Origin of the sequence: Moritella sp. (assembly GCF_033791185.1) — a bacterium.
Lineage (GTDB): Bacteria > Pseudomonadota > Gammaproteobacteria > Enterobacterales > Moritellaceae > Moritella.
Map to the genome: position 1 here is coordinate 1 of NZ_JASJHF010000225.1, position 18,397 is coordinate 18,397.

At 43.8% G+C, this 18,397-nt stretch carries 17 protein-coding genes; 12 read left to right on the plus strand and 5 right to left on the minus strand.

The features are described 5' to 3' along the window. Positions 1–293 precede the first annotated feature (293 nt). From QNK26_RS13290 to QNK26_RS13335, 10 genes are all read left to right on the plus strand, one after another. On the plus strand, positions 294–1,466 hold the full coding sequence (locus QNK26_RS13290) for an isovaleryl-CoA dehydrogenase (RefSeq protein ID WP_319223704.1): 1,173 nt from the start codon (positions 294–296) through the stop codon (positions 1,464–1,466). Positions 1,467–1,471: 5 nt separating this feature from the next. Continuing rightward, positions 1,472–3,079 carry a carboxyl transferase domain-containing protein gene (locus QNK26_RS13295; protein ID WP_319223706.1) on the plus strand — a complete coding sequence of 536 codons (1,608 nt, stop codon included), beginning with the start codon at positions 1,472–1,474 and terminating at the stop codon, positions 3,077–3,079. 47 nt (positions 3,080–3,126) lie between these two features. Beyond that, on the plus strand, positions 3,127–3,942 hold the full coding sequence (locus tag QNK26_RS13300; protein WP_319223707.1) for an enoyl-CoA hydratase-related protein: 816 nt from the start codon (positions 3,127–3,129) through the stop codon (positions 3,940–3,942). Between the two features lie 5 nt (positions 3,943–3,947). After that, on the plus strand, positions 3,948–6,095 hold the full coding sequence (locus tag QNK26_RS13305) for an acetyl-CoA carboxylase biotin carboxylase subunit (protein WP_319223709.1): 2,148 nt from the start codon (positions 3,948–3,950) through the stop codon (positions 6,093–6,095). Then, positions 6,095–7,063, plus strand: a complete 969-nt coding sequence (locus tag QNK26_RS13310; protein ID WP_319223712.1) for a hydroxymethylglutaryl-CoA lyase — start codon at positions 6,095–6,097, stop codon at positions 7,061–7,063. The genes QNK26_RS13305 and QNK26_RS13310 overlap by 1 nt, the downstream gene beginning before the upstream one ends. A 7-nt stretch (positions 7,064–7,070) precedes the next feature. Then, on the plus strand, positions 7,071–9,188 hold the full coding sequence (locus QNK26_RS13315; protein WP_319223715.1) for an acetoacetate--CoA ligase: 2,118 nt from the start codon (positions 7,071–7,073) through the stop codon (positions 9,186–9,188). A gap of 104 nt (positions 9,189–9,292) precedes the next feature. Further along, on the plus strand, positions 9,293–10,174 hold the full coding sequence (locus QNK26_RS13320; protein ID WP_319223718.1) for an MBL fold metallo-hydrolase: 882 nt from the start codon (positions 9,293–9,295) through the stop codon (positions 10,172–10,174). Then, entirely contained in the window at positions 10,175–10,591 is a 417-nt protein-coding gene (locus QNK26_RS13325) for a YeeE/YedE family protein (RefSeq protein WP_319223719.1), read from the plus strand. An 8-nt stretch (positions 10,592–10,599) separates the two neighbouring features. Next, positions 10,600–11,031, plus strand: coding sequence for a DUF6691 family protein (locus QNK26_RS13330; protein WP_319223722.1), 432 nt, complete (start codon positions 10,600–10,602; stop codon positions 11,029–11,031). Between the two features lie 6 nt (positions 11,032–11,037). After that, the gene (locus tag QNK26_RS13335; RefSeq protein WP_319223723.1) at positions 11,038–11,343 is read left to right on the plus strand and encodes a metalloregulator ArsR/SmtB family transcription factor; all 306 of its coding nucleotides are present in this window, start codon (positions 11,038–11,040) and stop codon (positions 11,341–11,343) included. A gap of 97 nt (positions 11,344–11,440) precedes the next feature. On the opposite strand, the gene QNK26_RS13340 is transcribed toward QNK26_RS13335, so the two are convergent. Both QNK26_RS13340 and QNK26_RS13345 read right to left on the minus strand, forming a co-directional pair. Then, positions 11,441–12,898 (minus strand): catalase, encoded by a 1,458-nt coding sequence (locus QNK26_RS13340; RefSeq protein ID WP_319223726.1) that lies wholly within the window; start codon positions 12,896–12,898, stop codon positions 11,441–11,443. A 91-nt stretch (positions 12,899–12,989) separates the two neighbouring features. Continuing rightward, the gene (locus QNK26_RS13345; RefSeq protein ID WP_319223728.1) at positions 12,990–13,823 is read right to left on the minus strand and encodes a patatin family protein; all 834 of its coding nucleotides are present in this window, start codon (positions 13,821–13,823) and stop codon (positions 12,990–12,992) included. A gap of 278 nt (positions 13,824–14,101) precedes the next feature. On the opposite strand from QNK26_RS13345, the gene glgC reads away from it, so the two are divergent. Beyond that, on the plus strand, positions 14,102–15,319 hold the full coding sequence (gene glgC / locus QNK26_RS13350; RefSeq protein ID WP_319223730.1) for a glucose-1-phosphate adenylyltransferase: 1,218 nt from the start codon (positions 14,102–14,104) through the stop codon (positions 15,317–15,319). 63 nt (positions 15,320–15,382) lie between these two features. Here glgC and QNK26_RS13355 read toward each other — a convergent pair whose 3' ends face one another. Together QNK26_RS13355 and QNK26_RS13360 are read right to left on the minus strand one after the other, a co-directional pair. Then, on the minus strand, positions 15,383–16,369 hold the full coding sequence (locus QNK26_RS13355) for an electron transfer flavoprotein subunit alpha/FixB family protein (RefSeq protein ID WP_319223732.1): 987 nt from the start codon (positions 16,367–16,369) through the stop codon (positions 15,383–15,385). Beyond that, positions 16,370–17,119, minus strand: a complete 750-nt coding sequence (locus tag QNK26_RS13360) for an electron transfer flavoprotein subunit beta/FixA family protein (RefSeq protein WP_319223733.1) — start codon at positions 17,117–17,119, stop codon at positions 16,370–16,372. Positions 17,120–17,410: 291 nt separating this feature from the next. Here QNK26_RS13360 and QNK26_RS13365 point away from each other — a divergent pair, with 291 nt between their 5' ends. Then, positions 17,411–17,659 (plus strand): hypothetical protein, encoded by a 249-nt coding sequence (locus QNK26_RS13365; protein ID WP_319223736.1) that lies wholly within the window; start codon positions 17,411–17,413, stop codon positions 17,657–17,659. A 136-nt stretch (positions 17,660–17,795) separates the two neighbouring features. Here QNK26_RS13365 and QNK26_RS13370 read toward each other — a convergent pair whose 3' ends face one another. After that, positions 17,796–18,386: a uracil-DNA glycosylase family protein gene (locus QNK26_RS13370; RefSeq protein ID WP_319223738.1), complete on the minus strand. Its 591-nt coding sequence runs from the start codon at positions 18,384–18,386 to the stop codon at positions 17,796–17,798. Positions 18,387–18,397 lie beyond the last annotated feature (11 nt).

The window sequence follows — 18,397 nt, forward strand, 5'->3', positions numbered from 1 at the left end:
GGTTCTGGCCGGATGAGAATTGTATAGAGATCTAAGTCACATTAACAACATTTTCTTTAGTTTCACTGTAAACCTTAAAGTAACGTTTAATAATTAAACTATAAATGCAATTATTAAACTAAATGTCTAACTACATATCTCGCGTTCCAAATTGGCAACCCCCTCGTTAACGACCATACTCAAACTAATGAAAGACAAGATTAATTCGCTGACTACTTTTGACTGACTCTTAACTACTCTTGAGTAATTCTGACTGCAGTAGTCCGTCATAGAGTCCCGAATAAGGAACACAGATGCCAAACGCCTACTCATCACTTAACTTTGCCCTTGGTGAAACCATCGACCTACTCCGCGACAGTGTCAGCGCTTTTGCCAGTGATGAGATCGCGCCACGCGCAGCGAAAATAGATGAAGATAATTTATTTCCCGCAGATATGTGGCAAAAGTTTGGTGATATGGGATTATTAGGCATCACCATCAGCGAAGAATACGGCGGCGTTAATATGAGTTATCTCGCTCATGTTATTGCCATGCAAGAAATTAGTCGCGCCTCGGCCTCAGTCGGACTCAGCTATGGTGCTCATTCTAATCTCTGCGTTAATCAAATTTATCGACACGGTAACCAACAGCAAAAACAACAATATCTACCCAAGCTTGTTAGTGGTGAACACGTAGGCGCGCTTGCCATGACAGAACCTAACGCCGGATCTGACGTGGTATCAATGAAGCTAAGTGCGGTATTAGACGGTGATGACTACGTATTAAACGGCAATAAGATGTGGATAACCAACGGCCCCGAAGCGAGTACCTATATTGTTTACGCAAAAACAGCCCCCGAATTAAACAGCCACGGTATTACCGCGTTTATCGTTGAGCGAGGATCTGCGGGATTTAGCCAAGCGCAAAAACTCGATAAACTCGGCATGCGCGGATCCAATACCTGTGAGTTAGTCTTCCAGCATTGCCGAGTGCCAAAAGACAATATCCTTGGCAAACTCAATCAAGGAGTGCAAGTGCTGATGAGTGGCCTTGATTACGAACGTCTAGTACTCACCGGAGGACCGCTCGGGATCATGGATGCCTGCATGGATCTTGCTGTGCCATATATCCACCAACGTCATCAATTTGGTAAAGCCATTGGTGAATTCCAACTTGTACAGGCCAAGATTGCCGACATGTACAGTCAGATGAACGCCGCTAAATCCTATACCTACACAGTTGCACGGGCATGTGACAATGGTGAAGCCAGCCGTAAAGATTGTGCGGGAGTTATCTTATACTGCGCCGAACTCGCCACCAAAATGGCGCTCGATACAATCCAATTATTAGGCGGTAATGGCTACAGTAACGAATACCCTGCAGGTCGTTTACTCCGTGATGCCAAACTTTATGAGATTGGGGCTGGTACATCAGAAATGCGCCGCATGTTGATTGGTCGAGAGCTATTTAATGAATCAGGAGCGTAGCGAACATGGCTAAGATAGGCTCTAGCGTTAACATCCAACACCCTACTTTTATTGCCAAACAGCAAGCTATGGCGGATCTTGTTAAGCAACTTGAACGCAATTTAGCACAAGTGAAGCAAGGTGGCGGTGAAATTGCCCAACAGCGCCATTTAGCCCGCGGAAAAATGCTCGCCCGTGAACGTATCGATGCGTTACTCGATCCCGGTTCACCGTTACTCGAACTCGGTCAATTTGCCGCTTGGCAGTATTATCCAGACGCCGTACCAGCTGCAGGTGTGGTTGCTGGTATTGGTCGAGTTAACGGTATTGAATGTATGATCATTGCTAACGATGCCACCGTTAAAGGCGGTACTTATTACCCTTTAACCGTCAAAAAGCATTTACGCGCCCAAGAAGTTGCCGAACGCTGCTGTCTACCCTGTATCTATTTGGTCGACTCTGGGGGGGCATTTTTACCTCAGCAAGATGAAGTCTTTCCCGACCGTGACCACTTTGGCCGGATCTTCTTTAATCAAGCCAATATGTCTGCTAAAGGTATTCCGCAAATAGCCTCGGTCATGGGGCTATGTACCGCGGGGGGCGCGTATGTTCCAGCGATGGCAGACGAATCAATTATCGTTAAAAACCAAGGTACTATCTTCTTAGCTGGCCCGCCATTAGTGAAAGCAGCCACCGGTGAAGAAGTCAGTGCAGAAGCGCTCGGTGGCGCAGATGTGCATTGTAAAATATCGGGGGTTGCAGATCACTATGCTCAAGATGATGCCCATGCATTACAGCTGGTTCGCCAAGCCATCGCCAATATTAATCACGTTAAACGTCCTGATTTAACCGTCTATCCCAGTGTGCCACCACTATACGACAGCCTAGAGTTATACGGCATTGTCGGCACCGATTTGAAAAAACAATTTGATGTCAAAGAAGTCATCGCCCGCATTGTGGACAGCTCTGAATTCGATGAGTTTAAACAATACTACGGCACAACGTTGGTGTGTGGTTTTGCTCGTATCCATGGTTATCCCGTGGGGATTATCGCCAATAACGGTATCTTATTTTCTGAGTCAGCCCAAAAGGGCGCGCATTTTATTCAGTTGTGTTGCAAGCGTAAGATCCCGCTAGTGTTCCTGCAAAATATCACCGGTTTTATGGTGGGTAAAAAATATGAAGCAGAAGGTATTGCCAAACATGGGGCTAAAATGGTCGCCGCCGTATCTTGCGCTCAGGTGCCTAAGTTTACCGTCATCATTGGCGGCAGTTATGGCGCAGGTAATTATGGTATGTGCGGCCGCGCTTACGACCCCACTTTATTATGGATATGGCCGAATGCCAGGATCTCGGTCATGGGTGGCGAACAAGCAGCCAGTGTCTTAAGCCAAGTCAAAAAAGACGGTTTAGCACGTAATAATAAAACGATGACCACTGACGAAGAAGCTCGATTCAAAGCTCCCATCATCAAGCAATACGAAACCCAAGGCGATCCTTATTATGCCAGCGCGCGATTGTGGGATGACGGGATCATCGACCCATTACAAACCCGAAAAATACTGGGATTAGCGATATCTGCGGCACTGAACGCCCCCATTCAGGATACTCAGTTTGGTATTTTCAGGATGTAACTTTTATATATACCACATCATTTAAAACACAGCGTTAGGATCCTTGAATGACACATAACTCAGACCAGTTAAACATCATCAATGCACAGCATTTCCACACAGCTATTGATGTTCGCGGTATCGCCACAATCACCCTAACAAGGCCTAATGTACGTAATGCGTTTAACGTGGACACGGTTAATCATCTGCTAACAACACTCGCGGTCTTAAAGCATGATCCCGCTGTGCGTATATTGTTATTACGCGCTCAGGGCGAACATTTTTGTGCTGGCGCCGACATAAATTGGATGAAAGATGTCGTCAGATTAGGCTACCAAGAGAATCTTGCTGACGCAGGAAAGTTGGCTAAACTAATGGACCACTTAAATCAATTCCCCAAACCGACAATAGTACTAGTGCAAGGGGCTTGCTTTGGTGGTGCTATAGGTCTAGTGGCCTGCTGCGACATTGCGTTGGCGACAGCAACGGCTAAATTCTGCTTAAGTGAAGTAAAAATAGGCCTTATTCCAGCGGTAATAAGTCCTTATGTCGTCGCCGCGATGGGAGTAAGACAAGCCCGACGCTATTGCTTAACTGGTGAGTCATTTAACTCAGAGCAAGCGCTTGAATATGGTTTAATCCACCAGCTTGGTGATGATTTAGATAAACTCGCTGCGCCATTCACTGACACCTTACTCAACAATAGCCCCGCCGCGATGCAAGCAGTAAAATCGCTGCTGCATGATATTAGCAATCATGCCATCAATGACACATTAATTGCTGATACCAGTCAGCGAATCGCTGCAATTCGAGTATCTAACGAAGCACAGGAAGGGTTAGATGCATTTCTGAATAAACGCAAACCCGACTGGAGCAAGGAATAACGCCTATGTCGCATCAGGTATTAATGGCTCAACCGATCTCCTTTGATAAACTGCTTATCGCTAATCGTGGTGAAATCGCCTGCCGCATAATAACGACAGCGCAGCGTCTAGGCATTAAATGTGTCGCTGTTTACTCTGCCGCTGACAGCAACGCGCGTCACGTTCGCATGGCTGATGAAGCGTTTTATTTAGGGCCTGCGCCAGCAACTGAATCTTACCTTAATAGCCAACGGATACTCACCATTGCCCAAAACGCCGGTGTGCAAGCCATTCACCCCGGTTACGGTTTCTTATCTGAAAACGCAGCATTTGCCCAAGCCTGTGCCCAACAAGGTTTAATCTTCATTGGCCCAAGTGTCGAAGCGATCAGAACCATGGGCAGTAAAAGTGCGGCCAAAGCAATTATGGCGACAGCAGATGTACCGCTTGTTCCCGGTTATCATGGTAAAGCCCAAGATCAACAGATACTTAAAAATAACTCGTTACAAGTTGGCTATCCACAGCTGCTCAAAGCCGTGTACGGCGGTGGTGGTAAAGGCATGCGCATTGTCTATCATGCCGAGGAGTTTAGCCAAGCACTCGCTGCCACTAAGCGCGAAGCAATGGCCAGTTTTGGCAATGACGACATGCTCATCGAGCGCTATTTAACCAAGACTCGTCACGTCGAAATTCAAATATTCAGCGACAACCACGGCAATTGCATTTATCTGTCTCAGCGTGATTGTTCTATCCAACGCCGCCATCAAAAAATCCTCGAAGAAGCCCCAGCTCCGGCATTACCCATTGCCACACAAATAGCCATGGGCGAAGCGGCGGTTAAGGCAGCCAAAGCGATCAATTATCAAGGTGCCGGCACGGTCGAATTTTTATACGACGAGCAAGGTCAATTCTATTTCATGGAGATGAATACTCGTTTGCAAGTCGAGCACCCCGTCACAGAGATGATCACCGGATTAGACCTTGTCGAATGGCAACTGCATATTGCTAACGGCGTTGCATTACCACTCAGCCAAGCCCAGGTTAACATCAGCGGTCATGCGATTGAAGTGCGTATTTATGCTGAAGATCCTGATAATGATTTTATGCCTGTCAGTGGTAATATTAGTTACTTGAACCTACCGCAAACGTCAAAACATGTACGTATTGATACTGGTGTTATGCAAGGGGATGAGATCAGCCCCTATTACGACCCTATGATTGCCAAGTTAATCGTCTGGGATCACAACCGCGACCTGGCCATTGCGCGCCTACAAGATGCCTTATCGAACTATAAGATAGCCGGCATTAAAACTAACATTGGTTTTTTAACTCAACTAGTACAAATTCCCGCATTACAAAGTGCAAATCTGAACACTGATTTTCTACAGATTCACGCAGCAGCATTAGCACCAACAGCCGTTAATCTTGACTACAATTTACTCTTAGCTGCACTGGCATTACAGCTGCAAAACCAAGCATTAGCACAGCTATCGCAGCGGTCACAAGAAACACAACATCTTAATCTACCGTATAACGGCAATAATGATCCACACTCGCCTTGGGCGCAAACAACAGGCTGGCGTTTAAATCAACCAGCTATTAATACTGTAAAATTAGCGACTAAAAATAGCGATAAGAATACTGACAATGATACCTACTCTCTCACGTTGACGACTCAGCCACAAGGTTACCAAGTTCAGATTAATGACAATAAGATGCCCGCGCACACAACAAACTCAGGTTATTTGCTCAGCGGTAAACTTGATGAACATGAACTTACTGCATTTATCGATGGTCATAGAATCAAGGCTACCGTGGTGATATCGGCATTACACATCACCGTATTTTATGCCGGTAACAGTAGCGTACTGGTTCGCCAATCAACAATGCAAAACAAGCCCTTACCAGCTAATATTGATAATGAACAGGAAACAAGAATAACCGCACCAATGCATGGCGTTATCGTCAGCGTGCTTTGCCAAGCAGAACAAGTTGTCGACGCTGGTGAACCTTTAGTCGTGATGGAAGCGATGAAGATGGAATGCAATATTATCGCTCCTGTAGCAGGCACAATTACCACCGTGTGTTATCAAGAAGGAGACATGGTCGAAGATGGTGCTGAATTAATACAGTTAACCCCTTCCCTAATACTTGATAGCAAGGAACAAGCCTAATGGCATCTCTACTCTCTGACAAAGAACCGCAACGATATGACAAAGGACATCAGCTACCAGATAAGGTTAAGATTGTCGAAGTCGGCCCGCGTGACGGTCTGCAAAATGAAATAGAAATAAGCCTGAGTGATAAAATGTCACTGGTGAATATGCTCAGCCACACAGGCTTAACCATGATCGAATCCGGTAGTTTTGTTTCACCCAAATGGGTGCCTCAAATGGCCAATAGCAGTGAACTGTTTAAGCGAATTAAACGTAATCACAAGGTAACCTATTCTGCTCTCACCCCCAATTTAATCGGTTTAAATGCCGCTATCGCCGCAAACGTTGATGAAATAGCCATCTTCGGGTCTGCATCAGAAAGTTTTAGCCGTAAAAATATTAACTGTTCCATTACCGAGTCATTACGCCAATTTGAGCCTGTGGTTAAACAAGCCCTCGCTGCTGGTTTACCTGTTCGCGGTTATATTTCTTGTACGCTTGGTTGCCCGTACGAAGGCTATATCAGTATTAACAAAGTAGCGAAAGTCGCTCAGCAATTACAGGACATGGGTTGTTATCAAATAAGCCTTGGCGATACGGTTGGCGTTGGCACTCCCGAAGCAGTAAAAACCATGATAAACGCCGTAACCCAATATGTTCCCATAGAGCAACTCGCCGTCCACTTTCATGATACCTATGGCCAAGCTCTAGCGAACATTTATGCCGCCTTACAATTGGGAATAAGCGTTATCGACAGTGCCGTGGCAGGCTTAGGCGGCTGCCCTTATGCGCAAGGCGCGTCAGGTAACGTCGCTACCGAAGATGTGGTTTATATGCTTAACGGTTTAGGCATTGAATCTGGCGTCGATTTAAATAAATTAATACCGGTAGGTAATTTTATTTGTGAGCGTTTAAAACGTGGCAATGGATCTAAAGTAGCGCAGGCTTATCCCGCTGCACAAGCACGCTTTCAATCGCTGATATGAGGTGACAATGACAACACCCCCAACGGTGCCACTTTGGTCTCCAAGTCAAGCCCGTATTGACGACAGTAACATCACCCGTTATCTGCAATTTTTACGCGATGAATATAGCCTTACCTTTGTCCATTATCAACAATTGCATCAATGGAGTATCCATAATACCGCCATATTCTGGCGCTCGCTGGTCAGCTTTTTTAAACTTAAAGGTCACTTTAATCTGAAGCGTATTTTTGTCCAAAATGACTGTTTTTATCATTGTCAGTGGTTTCCTGATTCAACATTAAACTTTGCCGAAAACCTGCTATTCCCTAATAATATATCGAGCAGCAACAGCAGCGCTAATACCAATCCAGATAAACCCGCTATCATCAGTTGCGGCGAAGATGGTCGACGAACACAACTTAGCTATCAGCAACTACGTGAAAATGTCACCCGAGTAGCTGGCGCTATGCGCGAATTAGGCATTGTAAAAGGTGATCGTATCGCGGGCATATTACCCAATTGCAGCGAGGCCATTATCGCCATGTTAGCAACCACCAGCATTGGTGCTATCTGGTCCTCGTGCTCGCCAGATTTTGGCCATCAAGGGGTGCTAGATAGGTTCACCCAGATCCAACCTAAATTGCTATTCGCCTGCAACGGTTATCACTACGCCGGTAAGAAAATTGATATTACCGAAAAAGTAAATGAGATTGCAAAATCGTTACCGCAATTAATCAAGCTTGTCATCATCCCCTATTTAGATGCAGTAGCAAAACCGGCCGCTATAGATGACAGCATGCTATCAAGCTGGCGACATTTTTACGCCGCAATTCCACGCTCTTTAACCTTCGAGCCGATGGCCTTTAGCGATCCGCTTTATATCCTTTACTCCTCGGGCACAACAGGCATGCCCAAATGCATAGTGCACAGTGTCGGCGGAACCCTATTACAACATGTCAAAGAGCTGGCTTTACATACCGACGTGCAGGTAGATGACCGCATTTTTTATTACACCACTTGTGGCTGGATGATGTGGAATTGGCTAGTAAGTAGCTTATCTCAAGGCGCAACCTTAATCTTGTTCGACGGTTCACCCTTTCACCCCCATCAGCAAGTACTTTTTGAGCTGGCTGACAACGAACAAATTTCTATTTTCGGCGCCAGTGCCAAATATTATTCCGCCTGTGATAAAGCCCAATTACGCCCAGCACAAACCTATAATCTGAGTCAGTTAAAAACGCTTTTATCCACCGGTTCAACCTTATCTCATGAAAGCTATGATTATATATATCAGCATATTAAACAGGATATTTGTCTATCCAGTATTTGTGGTGGTACCGATATTATTTCCTGCTTTATGTTAGGTATGCCAACCTTACCTGTGTATCGCGGTGAACTGCAATGTATCGGTTTAGGCATGGACGTGGCTTTTATCAATCGTAATGATGATGTTGCTACAACAAAAATAACAACGCAATCACACACAGCGCAGCGCCATGGCAAGGGCGATCTAGTTTGTCGACAACCCTTCCCTTCAATGCCAACCAGATTTTGGCAAGACCCCGGCGATCGTAAATACCATCATGCTTACTTTGCCCAGTTCGACAATATCTGGGCGCACGGTGATTATGGTGAGCTGATTTATCATTATGTTGATACATCAGATACCCCGCACCTCATTCTCGACACCGAAAGTAAGGCCATAGACGATATCTATATTGAGCAAGTAGGTGTGATTATCCACGGCCGCTCTGATGCGGTATTAAATCCCAGCGGCGTGCGTATTGGTACTGCAGAAATATACCGACAAGTTGAAAAACTAGCGGCTATTCAAGAGTCCATCGCCATCGGTCAAGAATGGCATGATGATGTACGGGTGGTCTTGTTTGTGCGTTTGTCTGAAGGGGTGGCGTTAGAACCACAATTAATCGCCGAAATTAAACAGGTAATTAGCACCAATACCACGCCCAGACACGTACCGGCTAAAATTATCGCGGTGGCTGATATCCCCAAAACCATCAGTGGTAAGATAGTCGAATTAGCCGTACGTAACGTAGTGCACGGTATTGCTGTAACCAATCAAGATGCTCTCGCTAATCCAGAAGCGCTGGCCTTGTTTGCTAATTTAGCTGAACTACAATATTAATAGTGAACATTTTTCTACACTTTTTTAATATCAACGCTTGAATATCGTATATTTACAATGTACGATATTCAGGCGTAGTAAGAAACAGTCCAGAGGAGGTTTAGATGTCTGCCATTATTATTAAACCGTTTTTTCACCACGATACTTCAACAATAAGTTACGTTGTTTATGACTCGTATAGCCTCAATGCAGCAATCATTGATAGTGCTATCGATTATGAAAATAACTCTGGAAACATTGCTTTTTACTTTGCTGATTCTCAAATTGAATTTGTAAAAAATAACAAGCTAACGCTGAAATGGATATTAGAAACACACGCCCATGCAGATCATCTATCCGCATCATATTATTTAAGATCGCAGCTTGGCGGTAAAATTGCGATTGGCAAAAATATCACCCAAGCACAGCAGGTTTTTAAGGACCTCTTGGCCTTAAGTGATGATGAAGTATCTGTCTTGGGGCAAGAATTTGACGTACTGCTTAACCACAATGAAGTGCTTTATATTGGGGATACCGCCATCAACGTCATTGCAACACCAGGGCACACTAAAGACAGCGTTACCTATCTAATCGAAGATAATGCATTTATTGGCGATACCTTATTCATGCCAGATAGTGGTTCAGCACGCTGTGATTTCCCTGGTGGTGCTGCGACAGAATTATACCAAAGTATAATGCAGATCTACTCACTGCCTGAAAATACCAAACTTTGGATGTGCCATGATTACCAGCCCAACGGCAGAGAATTGCAATTCCAAACCACAGTAGCAGAGAGTAAGAAATCGAATATCCATATTCGTGATGATGTTTCCCAAGACAGTTTTGTTGCGATTAGGCAGGCTCGAGATAAAAACTTGGCGGTACCAAGACTGTTATACCCAGCACTACAAGTGAATATTAAAGCCGGACAACTACCCCAGCCCAATAGCCACAACCAAATATTTTTCAAAATACCTGTCTATATACGACAATCAGAGGATAAATAAATGACGGAGTTAACCCTATTAGACTCAATTTTAGGCGGTCTGGTATTATCCATTGCCGCGCTACTCATGCTCTTTGGCATTGGTAAGCTCAGTGGTATTTCCGGTATTTTTTATGGATTAAAAAATAGCCGAGCACCAAGCGAATACTGGCGGATACTGTTTATTATCGGCCTAGTGATAAGTCCATTTTTTGCTGCTTTACTCGGATTTTCATTACCAAGTAGCATTGATGTCAGTTGGGCTGCGATTATCATTGGCGGCTTACTGGTGGGTATCGGCACCAGAGTTGGCTCGGGCTGTACCAGCGGTCACGGCATCTGTGGTATCGGTCGACTCTCTGCGCGTTCACTGGTAGCAACCATCATCTTTATGAGCACAGCGGTAATCACTGTGTTTGTTGTAAACAGCATAAGTTAGGATAAAAAATGAAACTCTTTATAGCCTTGTTTAGCGGTATCTTGTTTGGTATTGGTTTAATTATCTCACAGATGGTAAACCCGAATAAAATATTCAACTTTCTTGATATTACTGGCGATTGGGACCCGAGTTTGGCCTTGGTCATGGGCTCGGCATTATTACTTTTCATCCCAGTTTATCGGGTCTTAAAGCAAAAATTAAAACAGCCGTTATTTGCCAGCGAATTTAGCCTACCGGTGCAGACATTGATAGACCGCCGACTTGTCATTGGCGCAGGATTATTTGGTATTGGCTGGGGTATTTCAGGTATTTGTCCCGGTCCCGCGATCGTTAATGTCTCCGCAGGCGATCCTAAGATCATGGTATTTATATTTGCGATGGGGCTTGGGATGTATATTTCTAACTATGTTAATATAGCGCTATCAAAGCCAAAAGATTGATTAACTATGACTGAACAAATGAGCATGGAGCGATTTGAGAAAAACGCCTCGAAAGCTGAATCTCTGATGAAAGCATTAAGTAACAAACATCGCTTAATGATATTGTGCTTATTGCAACAAGGTGAGCTGTCCGTATCAGCGCTTAATGAATTAATACCGATCCCGCAATCGACTTTATCACAACACCTTGCGTGGTTGAGACGTGAGAAATACGTCAAAACACGGCGTGAAGCGCAAACCATCTACTATCAATTAGATGATGATAATGTGACCAAAGTGATTAATGTATTACACAATATTTTTTGTGATTAAGCCTTTTCTATTAACAATAATCCAAAAAATATGACTCAATAAATAAGGTGCAAACCATGCACCTTATCTTTACTAATACTTATGCATAATCTAGATATTAGCTGTTATATTTACTCGCATCAATACCCAGCAACTTGGCAATACCATGAGCATAAGCAGGATCCGCTTTAAAGCAATGTCTTAAATGTCGAAGCTGAATTTCTTCTGGAACACCGCTGATATTACGCGCCGTATTATCAAACAATACCGCTTGCTTCTCTGGCGTCATCAGACGGAACAGATCCCCTGGCTGACTAAAGTAATCATCATCTTCTCGGTGATCCCAGTGCGCAGCAGCACCATCAAGACTTAACGGCGGCTCAGAAAAGTCAGGTTGTTCAGCCCACTCGCCTTGATCATTGGGTTCATAACCCACAGTACCACCATGATTACCATCAACACGCATGGCACCATCTCGATGATAGCTGTGTACTGGACAACGTGGCGCATTAACCGGAATACTGTGGTGATTAACACCTAAACGGTAGCGCTGGGCATCACCGTATGAGAATAGGCGACCTTGTAACATTTTGTCCGGTGAGAAACTGATACCAGGAACTACACTTGCAGGATTAAAAGCAGACTGCTCTACTTCAGCAAAGAAATTCTCTGGATTGCGGTTAAGCTCTAACTCACCCACTTCAATCAAAGGGTAATCGCTATGCGGCCACACTTTCGTCAGATCGAAAGGGTTGTAAGGGACTTTCGACGCATCATCTTCAGGCATGATCTGGATTTGCATTGTCCATTTGGGAAAATCACGATTATCAATGCTTTCTAGTAAGTCTCGATGATGACTTTCTCGGTCTTTACCAATTAAGGTTTCTGATTCTGCATCAGATAAATTCTTAATACCTTGCTGCGATTTGAAGTGGAATTTAACCCAAAAGCGTTCATTATCACTGTTAATAAAACTAAACGTGTGGCTACCAAATCCGTGCATATGTCGATATGTCGCAGGAATACCACGATCACTCATCACAATCGTGATTTGATGTAATGCTTCCGGTAATGACGTCCAAAAATCCCAGTTGTTCTTAGCACTGCGCATGTTGGTGCGCGGATCGCGTTTTACCGCATGGTTCAGATCTGGGAATTTAAGCGGATCGCGTAAGAAAAATACTGGAGTATTATTACCCACCAGATCCCAGTTACCTTCTTCGGTGTAAAACTTTATCGCAAAACCACGAATATCACGTTCAGCATCCGCGGCACCACGTTCACCCGCTACCGTGGTAAAACGCGTAAACAGTTCTGTTTTTTTACCTATAGCCGAAAATATTTTCGCTTTAGTAAATCGAGTTATATCATGTGTCACTGTAAATGTGCCATACGCACCAGAGCCTTTCGCATGCATGCGACGTTCAGGGATCACTTCGCGATCAAAATGCGCAAGCTTTTCTAGAAACCATACATCTTGTAAAAGTTGTGGTCCTCTTTTACCTGCGGTTTGTACATTCTGATTATGCGCAACAGGGCAACCTGCTGCTGTGGTTAATTTCTTACTCATATCCAATTCCTTACCGATGTTATTTATGACTGTAGAAACAATTTTTTATTGCTACTTTACTTTTATCTTCATCTCGATTTATGTGGCTGGTATTACTTTAATTAAAAACGTTTTTTATATGTGCTTGACCCGCTTGCTTACCCATTAAATAACCTTTATTTAGGGTACTCAGATTCATTGTTAATCTTTTCACTGCAAAGTTTTCAGGTGGCGCAATAACACGAATAGTTAAGTCACGTGGTGGATTTTTTATGAACTCGAGAGATTCGTTATAATTGTTCGCTCTTACCATCATCGAACTGGCGATATTCGGATGCTGAGAGAACAGTCTTTTTATCAGCCATGGATATTTAATTACTGATTTTTTATAACTAAGCGGATGTGAAAGCACCACTGTTATGTCACGCGCGCCCAATCGATACGCTTTGCGTACAGGGATCGAGTCAGCAACGCCTCCATCAGTATAGCAGCCGCCTGAAAAGCAAGGCGTATCCCGATAAGCAATCGGTAATGCAGTTGTGGCCTCAAGTACATTGGATAATGTATCAGGCTTAATTCTATGGTAATCAGCATGCCCAGTATCAATATTTGTGACTGCGGCATACATCGGAATATTGCTAAATAGTTTGTCATGATCAATTGGATAACGCTCGCTCGATGCTTCCCATAGCCATTTTACATCAACGAGATTGCCGCCTTTGGCAAATCGAATCGGATTAAAAAAGGCTTTGTCTGTGGCCATCTTGGTAATGACATTGAAGCTACGTTGCGGCGCATTAGCAAGGTATCCTACCAAGTTAGACGCGCCAGCCGAGACACCAATAACAAAATCATAAGGCAAAAATCCCTTATCCATAAAGCTGTCTAATACACCACTAGCAAAAATGCCGCGCATACCACCACCTTCAACAATTAATGCTCTTTTTTGCATTGGGTCACTCCGTCATAAATCAATATATAAAGGATAGAGTGATTTTACGATAAAGAAAAAGTGGTTTAATCGAAAACATTAATAGCTTAAAACTATCAAGATATATAACCCCAATTTGGTGCAGCCAGCATTAAACTCCGCTTTAGTATGGTGAAAACATATATCACCATTTATAAATACTATTATGTTTCAAACATTTAACTTTTGGCTCGAATTTTGATATACATACTGCATACCTACCCGTGACTTTTTAAAATGAATTAGGGAGTGATTTAAATATGCAAGATACATTAACGGTAGTACTCGCTGGCGGAATGGGCGCGCGCCTTTCACCACTAACAGATAATAGAGCAAAACCAGCTGTTCCTTTCGGTGGTAAATACCGCATTATCGATTTTACCTTAACCAATTGCCTTCACTCTGGTTTAAGACGCATTCTGGTCCTAACGCAATATAAATCCCACTCACTGCAAAAGCACCTACGTGATGGTTGGTCTATCTTTAACCCTGAGCTCGGCGAATACGTGACAGTCGTACCACCGCAAATGCGTAAGGGAGACAAATGGTATAGCGGCACGGCCGATGCTATTTATCAAAACCTATGGTTATTATCACGCAGTGAAGCTAAATATGTGGTGGTGCTTTCCGGCGATCATATTTACCGAATGGATTACGCGCCGATGCTGCAACGCCACAAAGAAAATGGGGCAGACTTAACGATCGCCTGTATGGAAGTTCCCATTGCTGAAGCATCTGATTTTGGGGTAATGTCGACAGATGACACTAAAAAAATCGTCGCTTTTGCAGAAAAACCTCAGCAGCCGACCCCGCTACCAAATGATCCAGAAAAAAGCCTCGCATCAATGGGGATCTATATTTTCACCACCGATGCGTTAATCGACGCGTTAGAGCAAGACGCTGAAAATCCACACTCAAACCATGATTTTGGTAAAGATATTATTCCGAAATTAATTGATAAAGATAAAGTATACGCTCACAAGTTTGCAGGCCGTACTGGCCGGGTATCTAAGGATGCTTACTGGCGTGATGTGGGGACAATTGACTCTTTGTATCAAGCCAATATGGATCTGTTAAAGCATGTATCACCGATAGATTTATACCAGCGTGATTGGGCGATAAGAACCTACGAACGCCAACTGCCACCAGCAAGAACAACCTCTTCAGAAACGGGCAATGAAGGCATCTTTATTAACTCGTTAATTTCCAATGGCGTATTGATCACCGGTGGCTCCGTACAAAACTCGGTGCTTTCTGCTAATGTTAAAATCAATGATGCCGCGACGGTATCTGCCAGTATTTTGTTTGATAATGTCGAGGTAGGTGAATATTGCCAATTGAAAAATTGTATTATCGACAAGCACGTTAAAATTCCGCCAAGAACCAACATAGGAGTTAATGCAGCAGAAGACGCAGCTCGATTCACTATTTCAGAACGTGGTATCGTTGTTGTTCCAACCTCTTATCGGTTTGAATAAACGTATTTGACAACCGCGATTGGCGATGAGCAGGATAGCAACGGCTTGATAACAGAGTCTAAGTTAACATTTCGATTTTAGAGCTGCCGTTAACGCAGGTAATACCTCAAATAAATCGGCTACTAACCCATAATCTGCGATATCGAATATGGGCGCGTCAGGATCACTATTAATGGCAACAATGACCTTGCTGCCGGTAATCCCAGCGATGTGTTGGATCGCGCCAGAGATACCTATCGCTATATACAGATCGGGTGCGACAATTTTCCCTGTTTGCCCTATCTGTAAATCATTCGCCACAAATCCTGCATCTACTGCAGCACGACTTGCGCCCACAGCGGCATTAAGCTGATCGGCCAGCGTATCGAGCAAGGCAAAATTTTCAGCATTTTGCATCCCTCGCCCACCAGCAATAACGACCTTCGCAGTGGTCAATTCTGGTCGCGATGATTGGGTTAATTCCGCCTTAATAAATTCAGATTTTCCACTGCTCGCTTGCGGTGTTAATTTAACAACAGGTACTTGCTTACCTGTAATTAATGGAGCGGGTAAAAACGCACTACTGCGAACAGTGATAACTTGAATAGCATCACTCGATTGTACCGTGGCGATGGCATTGCCCGCATAGATAGGTCGTTTAAAGGTATCAGCAGATTCAACACTGATGATATCTGAAATCTGCGCGACGTCTAATAAGGCGGCGACTCTGGGTTGATAGTCTTTACCTGTAGTGCCTGCAGAGGTGATGATGTGACTATACTGTCCACGATCTTGGTTTGGATCTTGACCCTGAAACAAGGAAACAATTAGCGGGGCGATGTTCTCTGCTAACGGGTATTGATATATTTGATCATCGACAACCAGTATTTGACTCAATCCAGCAATGCCCTGTGCCATATCCACAGCAGCTTGACAGTCATGGCCTATGATAAGTAAGTGCAATTCACTGTTATTAGTATGCGTTGCAATCTCTGCTGCGGCGGTTAATACATTTAACGTAGCGGCTTGCAGAGTGTGGTTGTCATGCTCTGCGACTATCAAAATCGCCATTTAAATCACCTTTGCCTGTTGTAGTTTATCCACCAGCTCATCGACATCTGCCACTTTAATCCCAGTTTGACGCACAGCTGGCGTTTCGACTTTTAGTGTGGTTAGTCGTGGCGATAAGCTAAACCCCATCGTCTCAGGAGACGTCACCGTGATAACTTTACGCTTAGCTTTCATTATATTCGGCAGTGAGGCATAACGCGGGGTATTTAAGCGTAGATCTACGCTGATAACCGCAGGTAAATTTAAGGCTAGCGTGACTAAGCCACCATCGACTTCACGCGTCACTTTGATTTTATTGGGGACAGTAAAGACTATATTTGAAGCAAACGTACCTTGAGGCATATTAGTAAGCGCCGCTAACATCTGCCCAGTTTGGTTGTTATCAGTATCGATAGCTTGTTTACCCAACAGTACTAGATCGGGTAACTCTTCTTGCACAACTTTATGTAATAACTTAGCAACATCAAGGGATTGCACCTCTTCGTCTACTTTTATTAGAATGGCCCGGTCTGCACCTAATGCAAGCCCCGCCCGCAACTGCACATCAGCCTCTTTACGACCAATACAAACTAACACAACTTCAGTAGCCGTATCCTGATCTTTAAAGCGCACCGCTTGTTCAATCGCAATTTCACAAAATGGATTGATCGCCATTTTTACATTCGCGTCTTCAATGCCCGTTTCATCCGCTTTCACCCTAACGTTGACCTTATGATCTACAACCCGCTTTACCGCGACCAATATCTTCATAACTTCCTCATGATGTACTGCTGCTTATTCAATCAACCTGTTTGTGTTTAATTAATCCACTTGTTTGTGTTCATTGAATCAAATGGTTATGCATTAAGAATAGTGATGTTATCGGGTATGGCAAATGCAGATAACCCTCCACACTGCTGATTACAGCTTGAGCAGCAAGGATTAAAGCGCGGCAAGGCTTTAAATCATCGATTTAAATCTGTAAAGTACACGATATATTATAATAAATGCTTGCTCCCTGTGAACAGGTAGCAATAGCATGTTACAAGGTAGACAATAAAAATGAATAACGAATATGATGTCATTGATAATTTAAAAGAGCTTGAAACTTTTCTACTAAGCATTGAAAATGGTGGTTTAGGTCTGCAAGGTGTGGCTGGTGTAGGTATGGCAACAAATACCAAAGATGGTCGTCACTTTGTCGCTGTATTTGATGATAACCAAAGTCTACTGCTAGCACGTTATGTCACTGACGAAGTTTATGAAAATGGTAAAGAAATGGTACGTAACGGTGTGCAAACGAAACACTAATTTCTTACCATTAATCACATAGCTCGTAACGAGGCACAAACAACTATTCTGCCTCGTTAATTCCTCTCAATACCAGCGAATACTTGGTCATTTTAGCTAACTTGGAAGTGAGTGGCGATGAGGTAAGTCTCGACAACTAATCGCCAACTAATAGCACCACTCGATCTTGTAAATGCGGGATCACTTCTTGCTCAAACCAAGGGTTCTTCTTCAGCCAAATATTATTACGTGGACTAGGGTGCGGTAAGGGTAATAGTTCAGGCCAGTAATCACGCCAACTTCTCACTGTTTCAGTTAAATTTTTTTGTTTTACCTCACCCATATGCCATTTTTGCGCATAAATACCGATAACCAGTATCAACTCAATATTCGGCATGGCAGCGAGTATTTCGGTTCGCCATACTTTAGCACATTCAGGTCTCGGCGGCAGGTCGCCCGACTTCCCCGTTCCCGGATAACAGAATCCCATCGGTAGTATCGCTATTTTAGTAGCGTCATAAAACGTGTCGCTATCAATGCCCATCCATTGGCGTAAACGATCACCACTTGGGTCAGTAAATGGAATACCTGATTCATGCACGCGAATCCCCGGTGCTTGCCCTGCAATCAGTATTTTGGCTTGCGTATCAACTTGTAATACAGGTCTCGCGCCCATTGGAAGTGCACTTTCACAGATCGTACATTTTCGTACATCGGAAACGATTGTATCTAGCATACGGTTTTTCATACTGCCATTTC

Bases quoted from the DNA above. Each gene is read 5' to 3' on its own strand.
- QNK26_RS13290 (WP_319223704.1), top strand. From the start codon at position 294: ATGCCAAACGCCTACTCATCACTTAACTTTGCCCTTGGTGAAACCATC.
- QNK26_RS13295 (WP_319223706.1), top strand. From the start codon at position 1,472: ATGGCTAAGATAGGCTCTAGCGTTAACATCCAACACCCTACTTTTATT.
- QNK26_RS13300 (WP_319223707.1), top strand. From the start codon at position 3,127: ATGACACATAACTCAGACCAGTTAAACATCATCAATGCACAGCATTTC.
- QNK26_RS13305 (WP_319223709.1), top strand. From the start codon at position 3,948: ATGTCGCATCAGGTATTAATGGCTCAACCGATCTCCTTTGATAAACTG.
- QNK26_RS13310 (WP_319223712.1), top strand. From the start codon at position 6,095: ATGGCATCTCTACTCTCTGACAAAGAACCGCAACGATATGACAAAGGA.
- QNK26_RS13315 (WP_319223715.1), top strand. From the start codon at position 7,071: ATGACAACACCCCCAACGGTGCCACTTTGGTCTCCAAGTCAAGCCCGT.
- QNK26_RS13320 (WP_319223718.1), top strand. From the start codon at position 9,293: ATGTCTGCCATTATTATTAAACCGTTTTTTCACCACGATACTTCAACA.
- QNK26_RS13325 (WP_319223719.1), top strand. From the start codon at position 10,175: ATGACGGAGTTAACCCTATTAGACTCAATTTTAGGCGGTCTGGTATTA.
- QNK26_RS13330 (WP_319223722.1), top strand. From the start codon at position 10,600: ATGAAACTCTTTATAGCCTTGTTTAGCGGTATCTTGTTTGGTATTGGT.
- QNK26_RS13335 (WP_319223723.1), top strand. From the start codon at position 11,038: ATGACTGAACAAATGAGCATGGAGCGATTTGAGAAAAACGCCTCGAAA.
- QNK26_RS13345 (WP_319223728.1), bottom strand. From the start codon at position 13,823: ATGCAAAAAAGAGCATTAATTGTTGAAGGTGGTGGTATGCGCGGCATT.
- glgC (WP_319223730.1), top strand. From the start codon at position 14,102: ATGCAAGATACATTAACGGTAGTACTCGCTGGCGGAATGGGCGCGCGC.
- QNK26_RS13355 (WP_319223732.1), bottom strand. From the start codon at position 16,369: ATGGCGATTTTGATAGTCGCAGAGCATGACAACCACACTCTGCAAGCC.
- QNK26_RS13360 (WP_319223733.1), bottom strand. From the start codon at position 17,119: ATGAAGATATTGGTCGCGGTAAAGCGGGTTGTAGATCATAAGGTCAAC.
- QNK26_RS13365 (WP_319223736.1), top strand. From the start codon at position 17,411: ATGAATAACGAATATGATGTCATTGATAATTTAAAAGAGCTTGAAACT.
- QNK26_RS13370 (WP_319223738.1), bottom strand. From the start codon at position 18,386: ATGAAAAACCGTATGCTAGATACAATCGTTTCCGATGTACGAAAATGT.